At 62.5% G+C, this 15,222-nt stretch carries 14 protein-coding genes; 9 read left to right on the forward strand and 5 right to left on the reverse strand.

Features of this window, described 5'->3' with window-relative positions:
- Positions 1 to 233 precede the first annotated feature (233 nt).
- The 3 genes from OS035_RS26465 to OS035_RS26475 all read right to left on the reverse strand — a co-directional run bounded on the left by OS035_RS26465 (position 234) and on the right by OS035_RS26475 (position 2,150).
- A complete protein-coding gene (locus tag OS035_RS26465) occupies positions 234 to 599 on the reverse strand; it encodes a VOC family protein (protein WP_097624792.1) in 366 nt (121 codons plus the stop codon).
- Between the two features lie 84 nt (positions 600 to 683).
- The gene (locus OS035_RS26470) at positions 684 to 1,385 is read right to left on the reverse strand and encodes an SDR family NAD(P)-dependent oxidoreductase (protein WP_331814244.1); all 702 of its coding nucleotides are present in this window, start codon (positions 1,383 to 1,385) and stop codon (positions 684 to 686) included.
- Between the two features lie 75 nt (positions 1,386 to 1,460).
- Positions 1,461 to 2,150 carry a DNA-3-methyladenine glycosylase I gene (locus OS035_RS26475; RefSeq protein WP_183852724.1) on the reverse strand — a complete coding sequence of 230 codons (690 nt, stop codon included), beginning with the start codon at positions 2,148 to 2,150 and terminating at the stop codon, positions 1,461 to 1,463.
- Positions 2,151 to 2,380: 230 nt separating this feature from the next.
- Here OS035_RS26475 and OS035_RS26480 point away from each other — a divergent pair, with 230 nt between their 5' ends.
- The 5 genes from OS035_RS26480 to OS035_RS26500 all read left to right on the forward strand — a co-directional run bounded on the left by OS035_RS26480 (position 2,381) and on the right by OS035_RS26500 (position 8,899).
- On the forward strand, positions 2,381 to 4,177 hold the full coding sequence (locus tag OS035_RS26480; protein ID WP_331814245.1) for an acyl-CoA dehydrogenase C-terminal domain-containing protein: 1,797 nt from the start codon (positions 2,381 to 2,383) through the stop codon (positions 4,175 to 4,177).
- A 229-nt stretch (positions 4,178 to 4,406) separates the two neighbouring features.
- The gene (locus OS035_RS26485; RefSeq protein WP_331814246.1) at positions 4,407 to 5,615 is read left to right on the forward strand and encodes an acetyl-CoA C-acetyltransferase; all 1,209 of its coding nucleotides are present in this window, start codon (positions 4,407 to 4,409) and stop codon (positions 5,613 to 5,615) included.
- A gap of 2 nt (positions 5,616 to 5,617) precedes the next feature.
- Positions 5,618 to 6,001: a cupin domain-containing protein gene (locus OS035_RS26490; RefSeq protein ID WP_130715564.1), complete on the forward strand. Its 384-nt coding sequence runs from the start codon at positions 5,618 to 5,620 to the stop codon at positions 5,999 to 6,001.
- 16 nt (positions 6,002 to 6,017) lie between these two features.
- Positions 6,018 to 8,231, forward strand: coding sequence for a 3-hydroxyacyl-CoA dehydrogenase NAD-binding domain-containing protein (locus OS035_RS26495; protein WP_183779296.1), 2,214 nt, complete (start codon positions 6,018 to 6,020; stop codon positions 8,229 to 8,231).
- Positions 8,232 to 8,689: 458 nt separating this feature from the next.
- A complete protein-coding gene (locus tag OS035_RS26500; protein ID WP_003545273.1) occupies positions 8,690 to 8,899 on the forward strand; it encodes a cold-shock protein in 210 nt (69 codons plus the stop codon).
- A 223-nt stretch (positions 8,900 to 9,122) separates the two neighbouring features.
- Here OS035_RS26500 and OS035_RS26505 read toward each other — a convergent pair whose 3' ends face one another.
- Positions 9,123 to 9,623: a MarR family winged helix-turn-helix transcriptional regulator gene (locus OS035_RS26505; RefSeq protein WP_097624798.1), complete on the reverse strand. Its 501-nt coding sequence runs from the start codon at positions 9,621 to 9,623 to the stop codon at positions 9,123 to 9,125.
- Between the two features lie 54 nt (positions 9,624 to 9,677).
- On the opposite strand from OS035_RS26505, the gene OS035_RS26510 reads away from it, so the two are divergent.
- The 3 genes from OS035_RS26510 to OS035_RS26520 all read left to right on the forward strand — a co-directional run bounded on the left by OS035_RS26510 (position 9,678) and on the right by OS035_RS26520 (position 13,247).
- Positions 9,678 to 10,082: a GFA family protein gene (locus OS035_RS26510; protein ID WP_183779298.1), complete on the forward strand. Its 405-nt coding sequence runs from the start codon at positions 9,678 to 9,680 to the stop codon at positions 10,080 to 10,082.
- A gap of 83 nt (positions 10,083 to 10,165) precedes the next feature.
- The gene (locus OS035_RS26515; RefSeq protein ID WP_183779300.1) at positions 10,166 to 10,630 is read left to right on the forward strand and encodes a YybH family protein; all 465 of its coding nucleotides are present in this window, start codon (positions 10,166 to 10,168) and stop codon (positions 10,628 to 10,630) included.
- A 259-nt stretch (positions 10,631 to 10,889) separates the two neighbouring features.
- Entirely contained in the window at positions 10,890 to 13,247 is a 2,358-nt protein-coding gene (locus tag OS035_RS26520; RefSeq protein WP_183852714.1) for a methyl-accepting chemotaxis protein, read from the forward strand.
- 60 nt (positions 13,248 to 13,307) lie between these two features.
- Here OS035_RS26520 and OS035_RS26525 read toward each other — a convergent pair whose 3' ends face one another.
- Positions 13,308 to 14,501 carry an MFS transporter gene (locus OS035_RS26525; RefSeq protein WP_097624801.1) on the reverse strand — a complete coding sequence of 398 codons (1,194 nt, stop codon included), beginning with the start codon at positions 14,499 to 14,501 and terminating at the stop codon, positions 13,308 to 13,310.
- Between the two features lie 163 nt (positions 14,502 to 14,664).
- On the opposite strand from OS035_RS26525, the gene OS035_RS26530 reads away from it, so the two are divergent.
- Positions 14,665 to 15,222, forward strand: a complete 558-nt coding sequence (locus tag OS035_RS26530) for a TetR/AcrR family transcriptional regulator (protein WP_183779304.1) — start codon at positions 14,665 to 14,667, stop codon at positions 15,220 to 15,222.

Genomic DNA, 15,222 nt, shown 5'->3' on the forward strand with positions numbered 1-15,222 from the left:
TTCATCAGAAGTTAGTCAATTAGACTTTCCTCAAGCTGAACGATGTAGCGGCATCCCTGGGAAACGCGAGACTGGGAAAAGGAATGCGGATTGCTGTTGCTCAATCCGCACCTTTCACGAAACGTGGTAAACAAGCCGTTAATGTCGCTGAGAATTTTTTAACGTTTGGGCTCAAAACGCCGTTTTTGGCGGCAATTGCCGGCCAATTGGTCGGATCGAACGGCGGTGCGCGTTCAGGCCGGCCGCTTATATTGCAGCTCGATCTTCACGCCCTCGGGGCCGTAAACGAAGACCTGGCCGAGATCGGTGTCGGGGATATCGTAATATTCGTAGCGATAGCCGCTCGACTTGATGCGCTCCAGCGCCGGGGCGAATTCGTAAAGGCTGAAGGCGACATGGTTGAAGATGCCGGGTGGAAAATCACCGCTGCGCGATGTCAGGCTGAGATGGATGACCGGGCGGTCGTCGAGATAGAGCCAGTGGCCGGGCGAGGGGAAAGGCGGCCGGTAGCCTTCCTCGACGCCGAGCACGGTCTTGAAGAAGCCGATCATGCGAGGCGCATCGCGGGTATCGATCGTGACATGGTCCAGGCGCGGCATCGGTTCCTCCCTGCCAGCTCTTTCGACGAAACATAGTCTGTTCGTAACCGTCGCGAAAGCGGCCTCTTCTGCGCCGCCGGCAGCTCAGAAATTCTCCGTCCATGGCCGGACTTCCACTTCCAGCGACCAAGCACTGCGGTGCTGGCGAAGCACGTCAACATAGGTCTGGGCGATCGCGTCCGGCAGCAGCGTGCCGTCTGGTTTCTCCACCCGGTCCGGCCGGATTTCGGAACGCACGCCGCCGTCGATGACGAAATGGGCGACATGGATGCCCATCGGCCCGAGCTCGCGGGCGGCACTCTGGGCAAGGCCGCGCAGCGCGAACTTGCCCATAGCGAAGGGAGCCGATTGCGCAAAGCCTTTCACGCTTGCCGAAGCGCCGGTGAAGAAGATCGCGCCGCGGCCGCGCGGTATCATGTGCTGCGCCGCCTGTTGCGCCACCAGAAAGCCGCCGAAGGCGGTGGTCGCGATCGCCTTTTCCACTTCGGCGGGGTCGAGTTCGGCAAGCGGGCCGCGCACCCGGGCGCCGGCATTGAAGATCACGACCTCTGGCCCGCCGATGGTGGCGGCAGCCTCTTCGAACAGCGCCGCGACGCTGGCAGGCTTCGACACATCGGCGCTGAATGCGCTGGCGCCTGTTTCCTCCAAGAGCGCCTGGAGCTTTTCGATGTTGCGGGCGGCAAGCCCGACCTTGACTCCGAGCGCCGACAATTGCCGGGCGAGCGATGCGCTGATGCCGGAACCCGCCCCGACGATGAGGGCGCTGGCATAGGGAAAGTCGGACATGAGTATCTTCCTGCGTGGATCGTCCGAAAGAGGTAGGAAGTGCCGATGGCTCGTGCCAGCGCCCTGGCGGGAATTTCAGTGCGGCCCTACCGCATCGATCGAATAGGCGCTGATGCGCGAGAGGTGATTGAAGGAAAGGCCGGTCTCCTCCGCCCATGCATTGAAGGCCTGCTGGATCAGCGGCTGGTCCTTCTTCGCTGTGCCGGAGGCAGACAGCGGCACGCCCGCCGATCGCAGGCAGGCGAGTACGTCCATCGTGGCGACGAAGCTGTCGCGGCCGATGCCGCGCAGGAAATATTGCCCGGTCATGCCGCCGAGCCGGCTGCCGCGTTTGCTCAGCAGGTCGAGAAGGCCGATCTGGTCCTCTCGCGGCCAGTCGGCGAAAAAGGCGCCGGCGCTGCCATATTCCTTCGCCAGCTCCCTCACGAAAGCGGCATTGGCGCGCACCGCCATGATCTTCGCGCCGTTGCGGATGATCCGTTCGTCCGAGGTCAGCTCATGCCAGTAATCGTCCGGCGCAATATTGAGCATTGCCGGATCGAAACCGTAAAACGCCGCTTCGAAGCCCGGCCACTTCGCATCGATCACCTTCTGGACGAAGCCGCTGTAGAAGATACGTCGGGTCATGTCGGCGAGGATGCGGTCGTCGGGCATGGTGCGCAGCCGGTCGTGATCCGGCCGATGTTTCTCCAGCATTGCCTGCAGCGCTGCCGCGCCGCCTTTCCGTTGCTCCGCACGCTGCCTTATCGCATCGAAACTGATCATCTGAAGCATTCCCGATCTGCGGTTTAAAGAGCCTTGCCGCTTATACGTCGTTCCGCAATGGACAAGGAAGGGGAGACGACGTCTCGTCAGCAGTTGCGGATTCGCGCCCGTAATTTTTTTCGCGAAAGGCAGCCAACGTGGCGATTTTGACGTTTACGCAAACGTCAATATTTTGTAAGACAGTCCGCGAGGCCGGCGCGACCGGCAGTCGAATGGGAGGAATTTGACAGATGCCAGTCTACAAGGCCCCGGTGAACGATACGCTCTTCGTCCTGAACGACGTGCTGGGCCTCGAACGCTACAACAATCTGCCGGGTTTCGCCGACGCCACGCCCGATATGATCGAAGCGATCCTCGGCGAGGCGGCCAAGGTGGCCGAAGAAGTTCTCTTTCCCGTGAATTATTCCGGCGATCAGGAAGGCTGCACGCGCCACGACGATGCCAGCGTCTCGACGCCGAAAGGCTTCCAGGAGGCTTACAAAGCCTATCGCGATGGCGGCTGGATCGGCCTTGCGGTGCCGGAGGAATTCGGCGGGCAGGGGCTTCCCTATACGCTGCATACCGCCGTCGGCGAATATACCTCCGCCGCCAACATGTCGTTGATGATGTATCCGGGCCTGACGCAGGGCGCGATCGCCGCGATCCTCGTCCACGGTTCGGCCGAGCAGAAAACCACCTATCTGCCGAAGATGGTGGACGGCGCCTGGACCGGCACGATGAACTTGACCGAGCCGCATTGCGGCACCGATCTCGGCATGCTGCGCACCAAGGCAGTGCCGCAGGCCGACGGCAGCTACAAGATCTCCGGCCAGAAGATCTTCATCTCCGCCGGTGAGCATGACCTTGCCGACAACATCGTCCACCTGGTGCTTGCCCGCATCGAGGGCGCGCCGGAGGGTACCAAGGGCATCTCGCTCTTCATCGTACCGAAATTCCTCGTCGGCAAGGACGGTGCGCTTGGCGCCCGCAACGCGGTCACCTGCGGTGCGATCGAGCACAAGATGGGCATCCACGCCAACGCCACCTGCGTCATGAATTACGACGAGGCGACCGGCTTCCTGATCGGCGCCGAAAACCGCGGCCTCAACGCCATGTTCGTGATGATGAACGAGGCCCGTCTGATGGTCGGCCTGCAGGGTATCGCCATTTCCGAGATCGCCTATCAGAATGCCGCCAACTACGCCCGCGACCGCATCCAGGGTCGCTCGCTGTCCGGTCCCAAGGCGCCGGACAGGAAGGCCGATCCGATCATCGTCCATCCCGATATCCGCCGGACGCTGATGACCATCCGCGCCTTCAACGAGGCCGGCCGCGCCTTCCTGCTCTGGACGGCGCTCAAATCCGATATCGCCCACCGCGCCACCGACGACAAGGAGCGCCAGACGGCCGACGATATTCTCGGCCTCGTCACCCCCATCCTCAAGGGCGTGATGACCGACAAGGGCTTCGATAACGCCGTCATGGCCCAGCAGGTCTTCGGCGGTCACGGCTATATCGAAGAACACGGCATGAGCCAGTATGTGCGCGATGCCCGCATCGCCATGATCTATGAAGGCGCCAACGGCATTCAGGCGCTCGACCTCGTCGGCCGCAAGCTCGCCCTGAACGGCGGCCGCGCCGCCATGGCCCTTTTCAAGGAGATCGGTGATTTCTGCGAGGAGAACCGCGGCGACGAAAAGCTCTCCTTCTTCACCAAGCATCTGAAGAAGGGCTTGAACGACGTCCAGGCCGCGACCATGTGGTTCATGCAGAACGCCATGGCCAAGCCCGACAACGCCGGCGCCGGCTCGACCGACTATATGCATCTCTTCGGCCTCGTCGTTCTCGGCTATATGTGGGCAAAGATGGCGAAAGCCGCCGATGACGGCCTTGCATCCGGCGATGGGAGCCGCGAAGATTTCCTGAAGAACAAGCTGGTGACCGCCCGCTTCTTCATGGAGCGCATCATGCCGGAAACCGCGCTGCGCAAGACCCGCATCGAAGCCGGCGCCGACACGATGATGGACCTGGCCGCGGAAGCCTTCTAATTGAGGTTCCCCCTTCTCCCTAGCGGGGAGAAGGTGGCCCGAAGGGTCGGATGAGGGGGGGGCCGCAGGCGCGGCTTTCGTTTGGCTCCGGCCTTGCCGGAGCCCCCTCATCGCCTCGCTTTGCCCAGGGTCGAGCCACTGGTCTCGACCCGTCCTTCGCACCCCCGCTGGGGAGAAGCGAAAACACGAAATTTACCGGCGCCCGCCGCGCCGCCAGGGAGACGAGACAATGACCGAGGTTTTCATTTACGATCACGTCCGCACGCCGCGCGGCCGCGGCAAGAAGGACGGCGCCCTGCATGAGGTGCCCTCCGTCCGCCTTGCGGCCAAGACGCTGGAGGCAATCCGCGACCGCAACGGGCTCGACACCACGACGGTCGACGACATCATCATGGGCTGCGTCGATCCGGTGATGGATGCCGGCGCGGTCATCCCCAAGGCCGCCGCTTTCGAGGCCGGTTATTCCACCAGGGCGCCCGGCATGCAGATCTCCCGTTTCTGCGCCTCCGGCCTCGATGCCGTCAATTTCGGCGCCGGCAAGATCGCTCAAGGCGCCGACGACATCGTCATCGCGGGCGGCGTCGAAAGCATGTCCCGCGTCGGCCTCGGCATGTCCGGCGGCGCCTGGTTCATGGATCCCTCGGTGAATTTCCCGGCCTATTTCATGCCGCAGGGCGTCTCGGCCGATCTCATCGCCACCAAATACGGTTTCAGCAGAACCGATGTCGACGCCTATGCCGTCGAGAGCCAGAAGCGCGCCGGACATGCCTGGGCGCACGGTTGGTTCGACAAGTCGGTCGTCCCGGTCAAGGATCAGAACGGCCTGACGATCCTGGATAAGGATGAACATATGCGCCCGGGCACCGATATGCAGGCGCTGGCTTCGCTCAATCCGTCCTTCCAGATGCCGGGCGAGATGGGCGGCTTCGAAGCCGTCGGCATCCAGGCGCATCCCGAGATCGAGCGCATCAACTATGTCCACCATGCCGGCAATTCCTCCGGCATCGTTGACGGCGCCGGCGTCGTCCTGCTCGGCTCGAAGGCCGGCGGCGAAAGCATGGGGCTGAAGCCCCGCGCCCGCATCAAGGCCTTCGCCAATATCGGCTCCGATCCGGCTTTGATGCTGACCGGCCCGGTCGATGTCACCGAGAAGCTGTTGACGCGGACCGGCATGCGCCTTGCCGATATCGACCTCTTCGAGCTGAACGAGGCCTTCGCCGCCGTGGTGCTGCGATACATGCAGGCTTTCGACATCGATCACGACAGGATCAACGTCAATGGCGGCGCCATCGCCATGGGCCATCCGCTCGGCGCCACCGGCGCGATGATCCTCGGCACGGTGCTGGACGAACTTGAACGCCGCGACCTCAACACTGCGCTGGTGACGCTCTGCATCGGCGCCGGCATGGGTACCGCAACGGTTATCGAAAGGGTCTGACGATGGGCTTCAACACCGGCACGATCGAAACCGAATATGCTGAGGTCACCGAGCACTGGTCGCCCCGCGTCATCGCAGATCTCAACGGCCAGAGCGTCAAGCTCGCCAAGGTTAAGGGCCAGCTCGCCTGGCATTCCCACCGTGACGAGGACGAGCTTTTCCTCATCTGGAAGGGGTCGTTGACCATCGAATATCGCGATCGCCCGCATGTGCATCTGAGCGCCGGTGATTTTCATGTCGTGCCGAGGGGTGTCGAGCATAATCCGGTTGCGCCGGAGGAATGCTGGATCGTGCTTTTCGAGCCTTCGCAGACCAAGCACACCGGCGATGTCGTCACCGAAAAGACGAAGACCTTAGACGCGCAGCGCAGCCATTTGCCGGCCTGATCGGGGAGGAAACCCAATGACCTACACCAATTTCACGCTCGAAACCGACGCCGATGGCATCGCTCTCGTCACCTGGGACATGCCCGGCAAATCGATGAACGTCTTCACCGCCGAGGTGATGGCCGAACTCGACGCGATCATTGACGCCACGACCGCTGACGCTGCCGTCAAGGGCGTCGTCTTCACCTCGGGCAAATCCTCCTTCTCCGGCGGCGCCGATCTGTCGATGATCAAGTCGATGTTCAGCGCCTATCAGGACGAGAAGGCAAACAGCCCGGAGACAGCGGTGCAGAACCTCTTCGGGCTGGTCGGGCGCATGTCCGGCCTGTTCCGCAAGCTCGAAACATCGGGCAAGCCCTGGGTTTCGGCCATCAACGGCACCTGCATGGGCGGCGCCTTTGAACTGTCGCTTGCCTGCCACGGCCGTGTCGCCTCCAACGCCAAGAGCGTCAAGATCGCGCTGCCCGAGGTAAAGGTCGGCATCTTCCCCGGCGCCGGCGGCACCCAGCGTGTGCCGCGGCTGGCCAACGCCCAGGACGCGCTGCAGATGATGACGACCGGCCAGTCGCTGACCGGCTCCCGCGCCAAGGCGATGAACCTCGTGCATCAGGTGGTCGAGCCGGATCAGTTGATCCCCGCCGCCAAGCAGATGATCAAGGATGGCCTGAAGCCGGTCGCCCCCTGGGACGAGAAGGGCTTCAAGGCGCCTGGCGGCGGCATCTGGACGCCGGCCTCCGCCCAGCTCTGGCCGGCCGCACCGGCAATCCTGCGCCGCGAAACCTCCGGCAATTATCCAGCCGCGCTCGCCATCCTGAAATGCGTCTATGAAGGCCTGCAGGTGCCCTTCGACACCGGACTGAAGATCGAGCAGCGTTATTTCACCGAAGTGCTGCAGACCCGCGAAGCCTTCTCGATGATCCGCTCGCTGTTCATCTCGATGCAGGAACTCGGCAAGGGTGCCCGCCGCCCGGCAGGCCATCCCAAGACCGAACTGAAACATGTCGGTGTCGTCGGCGCCGGCTTCATGGGCGCCTCGATCGCCTATGTCACCGCCGCCGCCGGTCTCCCGGTGACGCTGATCGACCGCGACATGGAAGCGGCCGCCAAGGGCAAGGCCGTCTGCGAAGGCCTGGTCAAGGATTCCGTCGGTAAGGGACGGTTTACGCAGGACGAGGCCGCGGCCCTTCTTGCCCGCATCACGCCCTCCGCCGATTATGCCGGTCTCGCCACCGCCGATCTCGTCATCGAGGCGGTGTTCGAGGATCGCGAAGTGAAAAAGTCGGTCATCGAGGCGGTCGAAGCCGTACTGCCGGAAGGCGCGATCTTCGCCTCCAATACCTCGACCCTGCCGATCACGGGACTGGCGAAGAACTCGAAGCGCCCCGCCGATTTCATCGGCATCCACTTCTTCTCGCCCGTGGAGAAGATGATGCTGACCGAGGTCATCCTCGGCAAGGAGACCGGCGACAAGGCGCTCGCCGTCGCTCTCGATTATGTCGCGGCGATCAAGAAGACGCCGATCGTCGTCAACGACACCCGCGGCTTCTTCGTCAATCGCTGCGTGCTGCGCTACATGTCTGAGAGTTACGACATGCTGATCGAGGGCGTGCCGCCTGCGATGATCGAGAATGCGGCGAAGATGGCCGGCATGCCGGTCGGTCCCCTGGCGCTAAACGACGAGGTGGCGATCGACCTGTCGCTGAAGATCCTCAAGGCCACCGCCGCCGATCTTGGCGAGAAGGCGATCGACCCCAGGCATATGGAGCTGATCTCCCGCATGGTGGAAAAGGAGGGCCGTTTCGGCCGCAAGAATTCCAAGGGCTTTTACGACTATCCGCCGAAACCGGCGAAAAAGTCGCTCTGGCCCGAACTGAAGAGCCTCTACCCGCAGAAGAAGGCGGATGAGGTCGATGTCGCCGTGCTGAAGCAACGCTTCCTCGTCACCATCGCGCTCGAAGCCGCCCGCACCGTCGAGGAAGGTATCGTCACCGATCCGCGCGAAGCCGACGTCGGCTCGATCCTCGGATTCGGCTTCGCGCCCTATACCGGCGGCGCGCTCAGCTATATCGACGGCATGGGCGCTAAGGCCTTCGTGGACCTGGCAGAAAAGTTAGCTGGGGCTTACGGAGATCATTTCAAGCCGACGCCGCTGCTGAAGGATATGGCTGCCAAGGGTGAGACGTTTTATGGGCGGTTCGATCCTTATGCGGGGGCGAAGGTGGCGGCGTAAGCCGTTTCGCGGTCTTGGTTTTAACGGGACGAGCTTTTCCGTTGTGCCGCGGCCGCCCCCCTCTGCCCTGCCGGGCATCTTTCGCACAGGTGGGGAGATCACAAGTGGCCAAACCTTCCCGTCCCTCGACGGTTTCGCCACGCTGTGACGCCAGTTGTTTGGGGAAGCCAGTAAGCCAAGCCAATCTCCCCACCTGGGGGGAGATGCCCGGCAGGGCAGAGGGGTGGCCACGGCACGCCGTCCAAGAACGTCCCGCAAGCTGATTCGACTTTTCCGTGCCGACGCCTTGCCACGGACACAATTCCCGATTAAACGTTCTCGCATCGATCTTGCTAGATGAACTTTGAAACGGCGCTTGCGTCGTTCCTGGCGAACTTCCTCCAAAATCGGTTTTCATCGCCGCTCGTGCTTCGGTACGCGCGGCAATCTTCTATGAGCGATTCGAAAAGGATATCGTCATGAGCACTGGTACCGTAAAGTGGTTCAACGCAACCAAGGGCTTCGGCTTCATTCAGCCGGATGACGGCGCTGCCGACGTTTTCGTCCACATCTCGGCCGTCGAACGCGCCGGCATGCGCGATCTCAAGGATGGCCAGAAGCTCTCTTACGAGCTCGTCCGCGACAACAAGTCCGGCAAGATGTCGGCTGACCGCCTCCAGGCGGCTTAAGGCCCAGAGCAATTTCCAGGAAAACTGCGAAGCGGTTTTCCGTCGGGAATTGCGTAGAATAAAAAGCAGCGCGTCCCTTGGACGCGTGGAGCTTTGAATATCATCTCCGGATCGTGACCACGGATGTACTGGCACGGTTCGTTGAGATGGCAGGGAAGGTCGGGTTAGCCCGGCCTTTTTTATTTGCGGTCAGCCCCGGCCGTATCATCGCAAGGCCGATCGTTCAGCCGCGCGACGCCTCTTCGGCCTCCAGCATCTCCATCACCCGCGCCATCACCCCCCGCGCGGCATCGAGTTCGGTCGACATAAACGCGGCTCCAAGCCCATCGGCCCATCGGGCCTGCGCCACCTCGATGACGCCGAGCCGCGCTGCCCCTTCCGCGGTCAGCCGCACCAGCTTGGCCCGCTGGTGCTGCGGGTTGTCGGCATAGGCGATCAGCCCTTCACCCTCCAGCACGTCGGCAAGCCGCTGCACGCCCTGGCGGGCGAGGCCGAGCGCACGGGCGATCTGCGCCACCGACATGTCGCCGCGCCTTGCTGCGGCCAGCACCTGCCATCGCGCGCTTGTCTGTCCCGCGGGCTTCGCCAGCTGGTCGCCCGCCGCCGTCAGATGGCCGGCGAGGCGAAGGGCGGTGATCGCGAAAGCGGAAAAGGCATTCCCCTCCATCGTTCGCTCCGGCCGATTTTGTTTGACAACATGTTGTCGATTTTGTATCTCATCCATAATGACAACATATTGTCATATCGAAGTGTTGAAGGCAACAGTGAGGCGAGCGCCATGAAGAAGACCTACAAGGGAAGCTGCCATTGCGGCAAAGTGCACTACGAGGTCGATATGGATCTCGAAGAAGGCACCGGCCGCTGCAATTGTTCGATCTGCGCCAAGCGGCGCTATTGGGGCGCCAACGTCAAGCCGGAGGATTTCCGGCTGATGTCCGACGCAGCTGAGACATCAGATTACCAGTTCAACACGATGAGCGGCCATCACCGCTTCTGCCGCACCTGCGGCGTGCCTGCCTTCGGCGACGGTTATGTCGAGGCGGTCGGCGGCGCCTATGTCTCGATCAACATCGCCTGTCTCGACGATATCACCCCTGAGGAACTGGCAGCCTTATCAGTCCGTTATTACGACGGCAGGCACGATGCTTGGTGGAACGAGCCTGAAGTGACGAGTTATCTCTGAAGCAATTCAGCAAATTGCGTGGCGGTTGTCGGATCGTCCTCCTCTCGTTCGTCCTCTGGCCGTAGTGGAAAAGGAGAACGATCGTGAACGACGAAGCCAATGCCAGGCATGAAGAAGAGGCGATCATCGCCATGCTGATGATGCGGGCCAAGGCGCTCGGTGAAAAGAACGCCGAAGAGGCGCTTTCCTATGAGGCCGAGGATTCCGTCGAGTTTTCGCTGGCGCCGCCGCTCGTCATCAATGGCAAGGACGAGGCCGGCGTGCAGGCCTGGTTCGATACTTGGGAAGGCCCAATCGGTGGCGAAGTGCGCGATGCCAGGTTGACGGTCGGCGGCGATGTCGCCTTCTGGAGCGGGCTGACGCGCATGACAGGCACCAAGACCGATGGCACGGAGGTCGATCTCTGGTTCCGCCAGACGCTGGGCCTCGTCAAGCGGGATGGCCGCTGGCTGGTCGTCCATCAGCACGCTTCCGTCCCCTTCGCCATGGATGGCAGCGGCCGTGCGCTGCTCGATCTGAAGCCGGAAAGTGCAGGCCCTGCGGAATAATCCCGTCGTCTTCAAAGCATGCCGTGCAGACCGCGCAGCGGTTTTGCGGCAAAGACATGCGAGAAAATAAACACTTAAAGCGCGCGCGGATCTGAAGGATAGCGGCGCTGCTTTAGAGCATAAGAACTTTCTTTTAATCAAATTTTGCAAGCATGAATATTGGGGGGCCTTCAGTTTCTGCTGGATGACGGTTGTTTAAACGCGCCGGCGAATTGGACTTAAGGCATGCGCCAGTACAGCAGCGAAGGCGAGCGGGAACATGCTTTTCAAGTCTACGACAAGTCGCAATCTCTTCTCTGTGGCGGCCTGCGGCGTCATTGCCGTTATTGTCGCTTCGGGGGCCATTTTCTATCGGTCCTATACCGAAATTCACAGCGGCAGCATCGAGCAGATGCGCCAGATCGCGACGGCCGAGGCGCTGAAGGTCGAAAAGAACATCGGCGGCACCGTGCATATCGTGGACGGTCTGAACGCCGTGCTGACGACGATGAAGGAAATGGGCGACACCGATCGTGCCAAGGCGGACAAGGTCCTGCGCAACATGCTGCAAGCCAACCCCCCGGTCCTTGGGATTTGGACCGGATGGGAGCCGAATGCTTTCGACGGCAAGGACAAGGAATACGTCGGCAAGGAAGGACACGACACGACGGGCCGCTATGTGCCCTATTGGGTGCGCAGCGGCGGCCAGATCACCCATGCGGCTTTGACGGATTACACCGTCGCCGGAGCGGGCGACTATTATCAACTGCCGTTCACGCAGCGCAAAACCGTGATCATCGAGCCCTATTCCTATGCGATCGATGGAAAAGACGTTTTGATGACCTCTGTCACCGAGCCGATTGTGATCGACGGCAAAGCCGTCGGCGTTGCCGGCCTTGATCTTTCGCTTCAGGACACCGCCAAGGCGCTGTCAGCCAGCCGACCGATGGGAGCGGGCTTTCTTGGCCTGGTCACCAGTGCCGGCAAGATCGTCAGTCACCCGGATGCAAGCCTCATCGGCAAGAGCCTTTCCGAGACCGGAGCGAAAACTGCGGATTGGGACCATCTCATCGCCAACGCCGGTCTTGAGCGTGAAGTGACCAATGAGGACGGCAGCGTCTCCCTGGCAATTGCCACCGCCGTCAAGCTTGCCGAGGGCTCCAATTGGTATGCGATCGTTTCGGTCCCGAAGGCAACACTGTTCGCACCGCTCTATGCGGTGGTTCGGGATGCCATCGTCGCGACGAGCCTTGCGGCGGTGCTGCTGGGCATTGCCGGGTGGCTGATCGCACGCCGCTTCGTCGGCCGGATTTCCGGCGTCATCGCCGAGACTGCCGAGATTGCCGCGGGCAAGCTCGATGTCACCCTGAAGGACGGTGAGGCGAAGGACGAAATCGGCGATCTCTCGCGCTCGCTGAAGGCGCTATTGGAGAGCAACCGCGACAGGGCGCGTCTGGAGACCGAGGCAGAAGAAAACCGCGCGCTGCAGGAACGGGAGCGTGCCGAGCGCGCCCGGATCGACCAGGCCCAGGAAGCGGACGTCAAATTCGCCGTCGGTGAATTGGCGCTTGGCCTAGCCAAGCTTGCCGAAGGCGACATGACGAGCGCGCTCGAGCATCCTTTCGCCGCGACGCTTGATGAGACCCGCATCAATTTCAACGAGTCGGTCGTTAAACTGCGTTCGGCGCTGGTGTCGTTCTCGCAGAATGCGGAGGTCATCCAAAGCGGCACCGAGGAGATTCGTTCTGCGGCCGACGATCTGGCGCGCCGGACGGAACAACAGGCTGCCTCCGTCGAGCAAACTGCCGCGGCGCTTGAGCAGATCACGACATCCGTCAAGGATTCCACGGCGCGTGCCGAAGAAGCCGGATCGATGGTTGTTCGCACGAAGGAAAATGCCGAACGGTCCGGCCAGATCGTGCAGCGGGCTGTCGAAGCGATGAACGACATCGAACAGTCCTCCAAGTCGATCTCCAATATCATCGGCGTCATCGACGAGATCGCCTTCCAGACGAACCTGCTTGCGCTGAATGCCGGCGTCGAGGCCGCCCGTGCCGGAGAAGCCGGCAAGGGCTTCGCGGTCGTCGCTCAGGAGGTCCGGGAGCTGGCGCAGCGCTCGGCCGGCGCAGCCAAGGAGATCAAGGCGCTGATTAGTGCTTCCGGCGGCCAGGTGCGGCATGGCGTTGCCCTGGTGCGTGAGACCGGCGATGCCTTGGACGGGATTGTGCAGGAGGTGCAGCAGATCGACCGCAATGTCCACGCGATCGTCCAATCCGCGCGCGAGCAGTCGACCGGCCTTCAGGAAATCAATACCGCCGTCAATCAGATGGATCAGGCGACGCAGAAGAACGCGGCTATGGTCGAGGAGTCGAATGCCGCGGCCCACACGCTTGCGACCGAGGTTTCCGCCCTGTCCGGACGGTTGGGCCAGTTCCGCCTCGATACGGGCACGGGCATGACATCGGCTATATCGCGATCGAACGCGCCGCGTCCGCTCGCCGCGCCGAAAATCGTCTCGTCGCATGCAACGATCCCGGTTCCCTCGCCGGCGCGTGCGCTGAAGAAGACGCTGGCGGCCGCGCTTGGCGGCGGTTCAAAGGCGGCCGCGCCGGCCGACCACGGCTGGGAGGATTTCTGACCCGATCCCTTCAACGGAACGGTGACGGATCCCCACCATGGATGATTGCGGCGGCCGTCCTCAGGCCGCCGCCTTCCGTCGTCCGGCGCGAAGCCCGAGCAGTCCGGCGCCCATCAGCAGCAGGATTGCCGTCGCATAGATATCGGTCGTCAGCGCATAACCGGCGGATTTCGCCAGGAACCCGGCAAGAATCGCCGGCAGGCTGAAGGCGAGATAGCTCTGAACGTAGAACGCCGACAGCAGCCCGGCCCGTTCATCCGCCTTGGCGAGCGGCATGATGGTGCCGATCGAGCCGAGGAAATTGGTGCCGAAACCGGCGCCGGTGAAGACGGTGCCGATGAGAAGCAGCGGCACATTGGCGAGATGCACGCCGGCAACGACCGTCAGAATGCCGAGCGTCTTGGCCGACACGCCGAAACCGAGATTGGCCGAGGCCGACTTGCCGCGCCTGAGATAGACGGTGATCGCTCCGCTCGCCATCAGCGCAGTCACGACGGCCCCGCCGGTCAGTGGCGCGCGGCTGCCGGTGGTGCTGGCGACCAGCGACGGGACCAGCGAAAGATAGAAGCCGGCGAGCGTCCAGTTGGCGATGTTGATCGGCGTCACCAGCGACAGCGGCCGCTTCACCTGCTGGGGAACCGTGACCCTGGGGATCAGCGAACCGAGCGCGCCCGGCCGTGTGCCGCCGGTCTCCTGCGTCAGCCAGATCGCCGCCGCCAGCAGCGCGAAGGCGAGAAGCAGCAGGGCATAAATGAGATGCATCGGGAAAGGGCCGTATTGGATCAGGGCGCTGGTGCCGACCGCGCCCACCGCCATGCCGCAAAGCGGCGCGATCGAATTGACGATCTGCCCCTTTGCCCGGTCGACATCGACGAGAGCAGCGCCCAGCGAGGCGCCGGCGATCCCGGTCGCAATTCCCTGGACGATCCGCGCCGCAATCAACCAGCCGGGGCCGCCGGCGACGACGAAGAGGCCCATGGCGATGATTTCGAGCACCAGGGCGAAAAAGATCACCGGCTTGCGGCCGAGATGATCCGAGAGCGAACCGGCGGTCAGGAGCGCTGCCAGCAGCGCGAAGGCGTAAACGGCGAAGACCACCGTAATCAGCACCGGCGAGAGCGAGAAGTTTTCCTGGTAGATCCGGTAGAGCGGCGTGGGCGCCGCGGAGGCGCCGAAAAAAGTGGCGAGCGTCAGCGCATGGAAACCGATCGAGGGCTGCGGCGCATTCTCTGTGGATTTAGCTGCGGCGACCATATATAAGCCCTCTTAAAGCTAAGCCGTTGCGTTAGCTCCATGTAAGGCGAGTGCATCGTAAAGGCAAATTCTTTGCGTTTATGGTTCTGTCAAAGATTTTGAACCATGCGTGTGTAAGGCATGTCGCCCGGAAGGTTCCGGGATAAGAGGTCGGGTTGCAGGCATGGCAGTGAAAGAGAATCTCCGTCCGGGCGGCAGAAGCGCCCGGGTTCAGGCATCGGTGCACAAGGCGGTCCGTGAGCTATTGGCCGACATGAACCGTGCCGAGGTGACGATTCCGCTGATCGCCGCAAGCGCGGGTGTGACGCCGTCGACCATCTATCGCCGCTGGGGCGACCTGCAGGAGCTTCTTGCCGATGTCGCCGTCGAGCGGCTGCGTCCGGATATGCAGCCGATCGATGCCGGCAGCGGCAAGGCCGATCTACAGGCCTGGGCTGAGCAATATGCCGAGGAAATGTCCTCCGGGCCGGGCCGCGAGATGATCCGCGACGTGCTGGCGGCACAAGCGGGCGCCAATGCCTGCAAATGCTCGGAATATACCCGCCAGCAGATCCTCGTCATCGCCGAGAGGGCCAAGGCCCGTAGCGAGATCTTTCCGGATGTCGACCGGGTCATGGATGATGTGGTGGCGCCGATCATGTACCGCATCCTGTTCGGCGACGTGCCGGATGCCGCGCGGGTGAGCGATCTAGTCTCGCGCGTCATGACCACGAAGGATTGA

This window comes from Rhizobium sp. 268 (genome assembly GCF_036571585.1).
Taxonomy (GTDB): Bacteria; Pseudomonadota; Alphaproteobacteria; order Rhizobiales; family Rhizobiaceae; genus Rhizobium; species Rhizobium redzepovicii.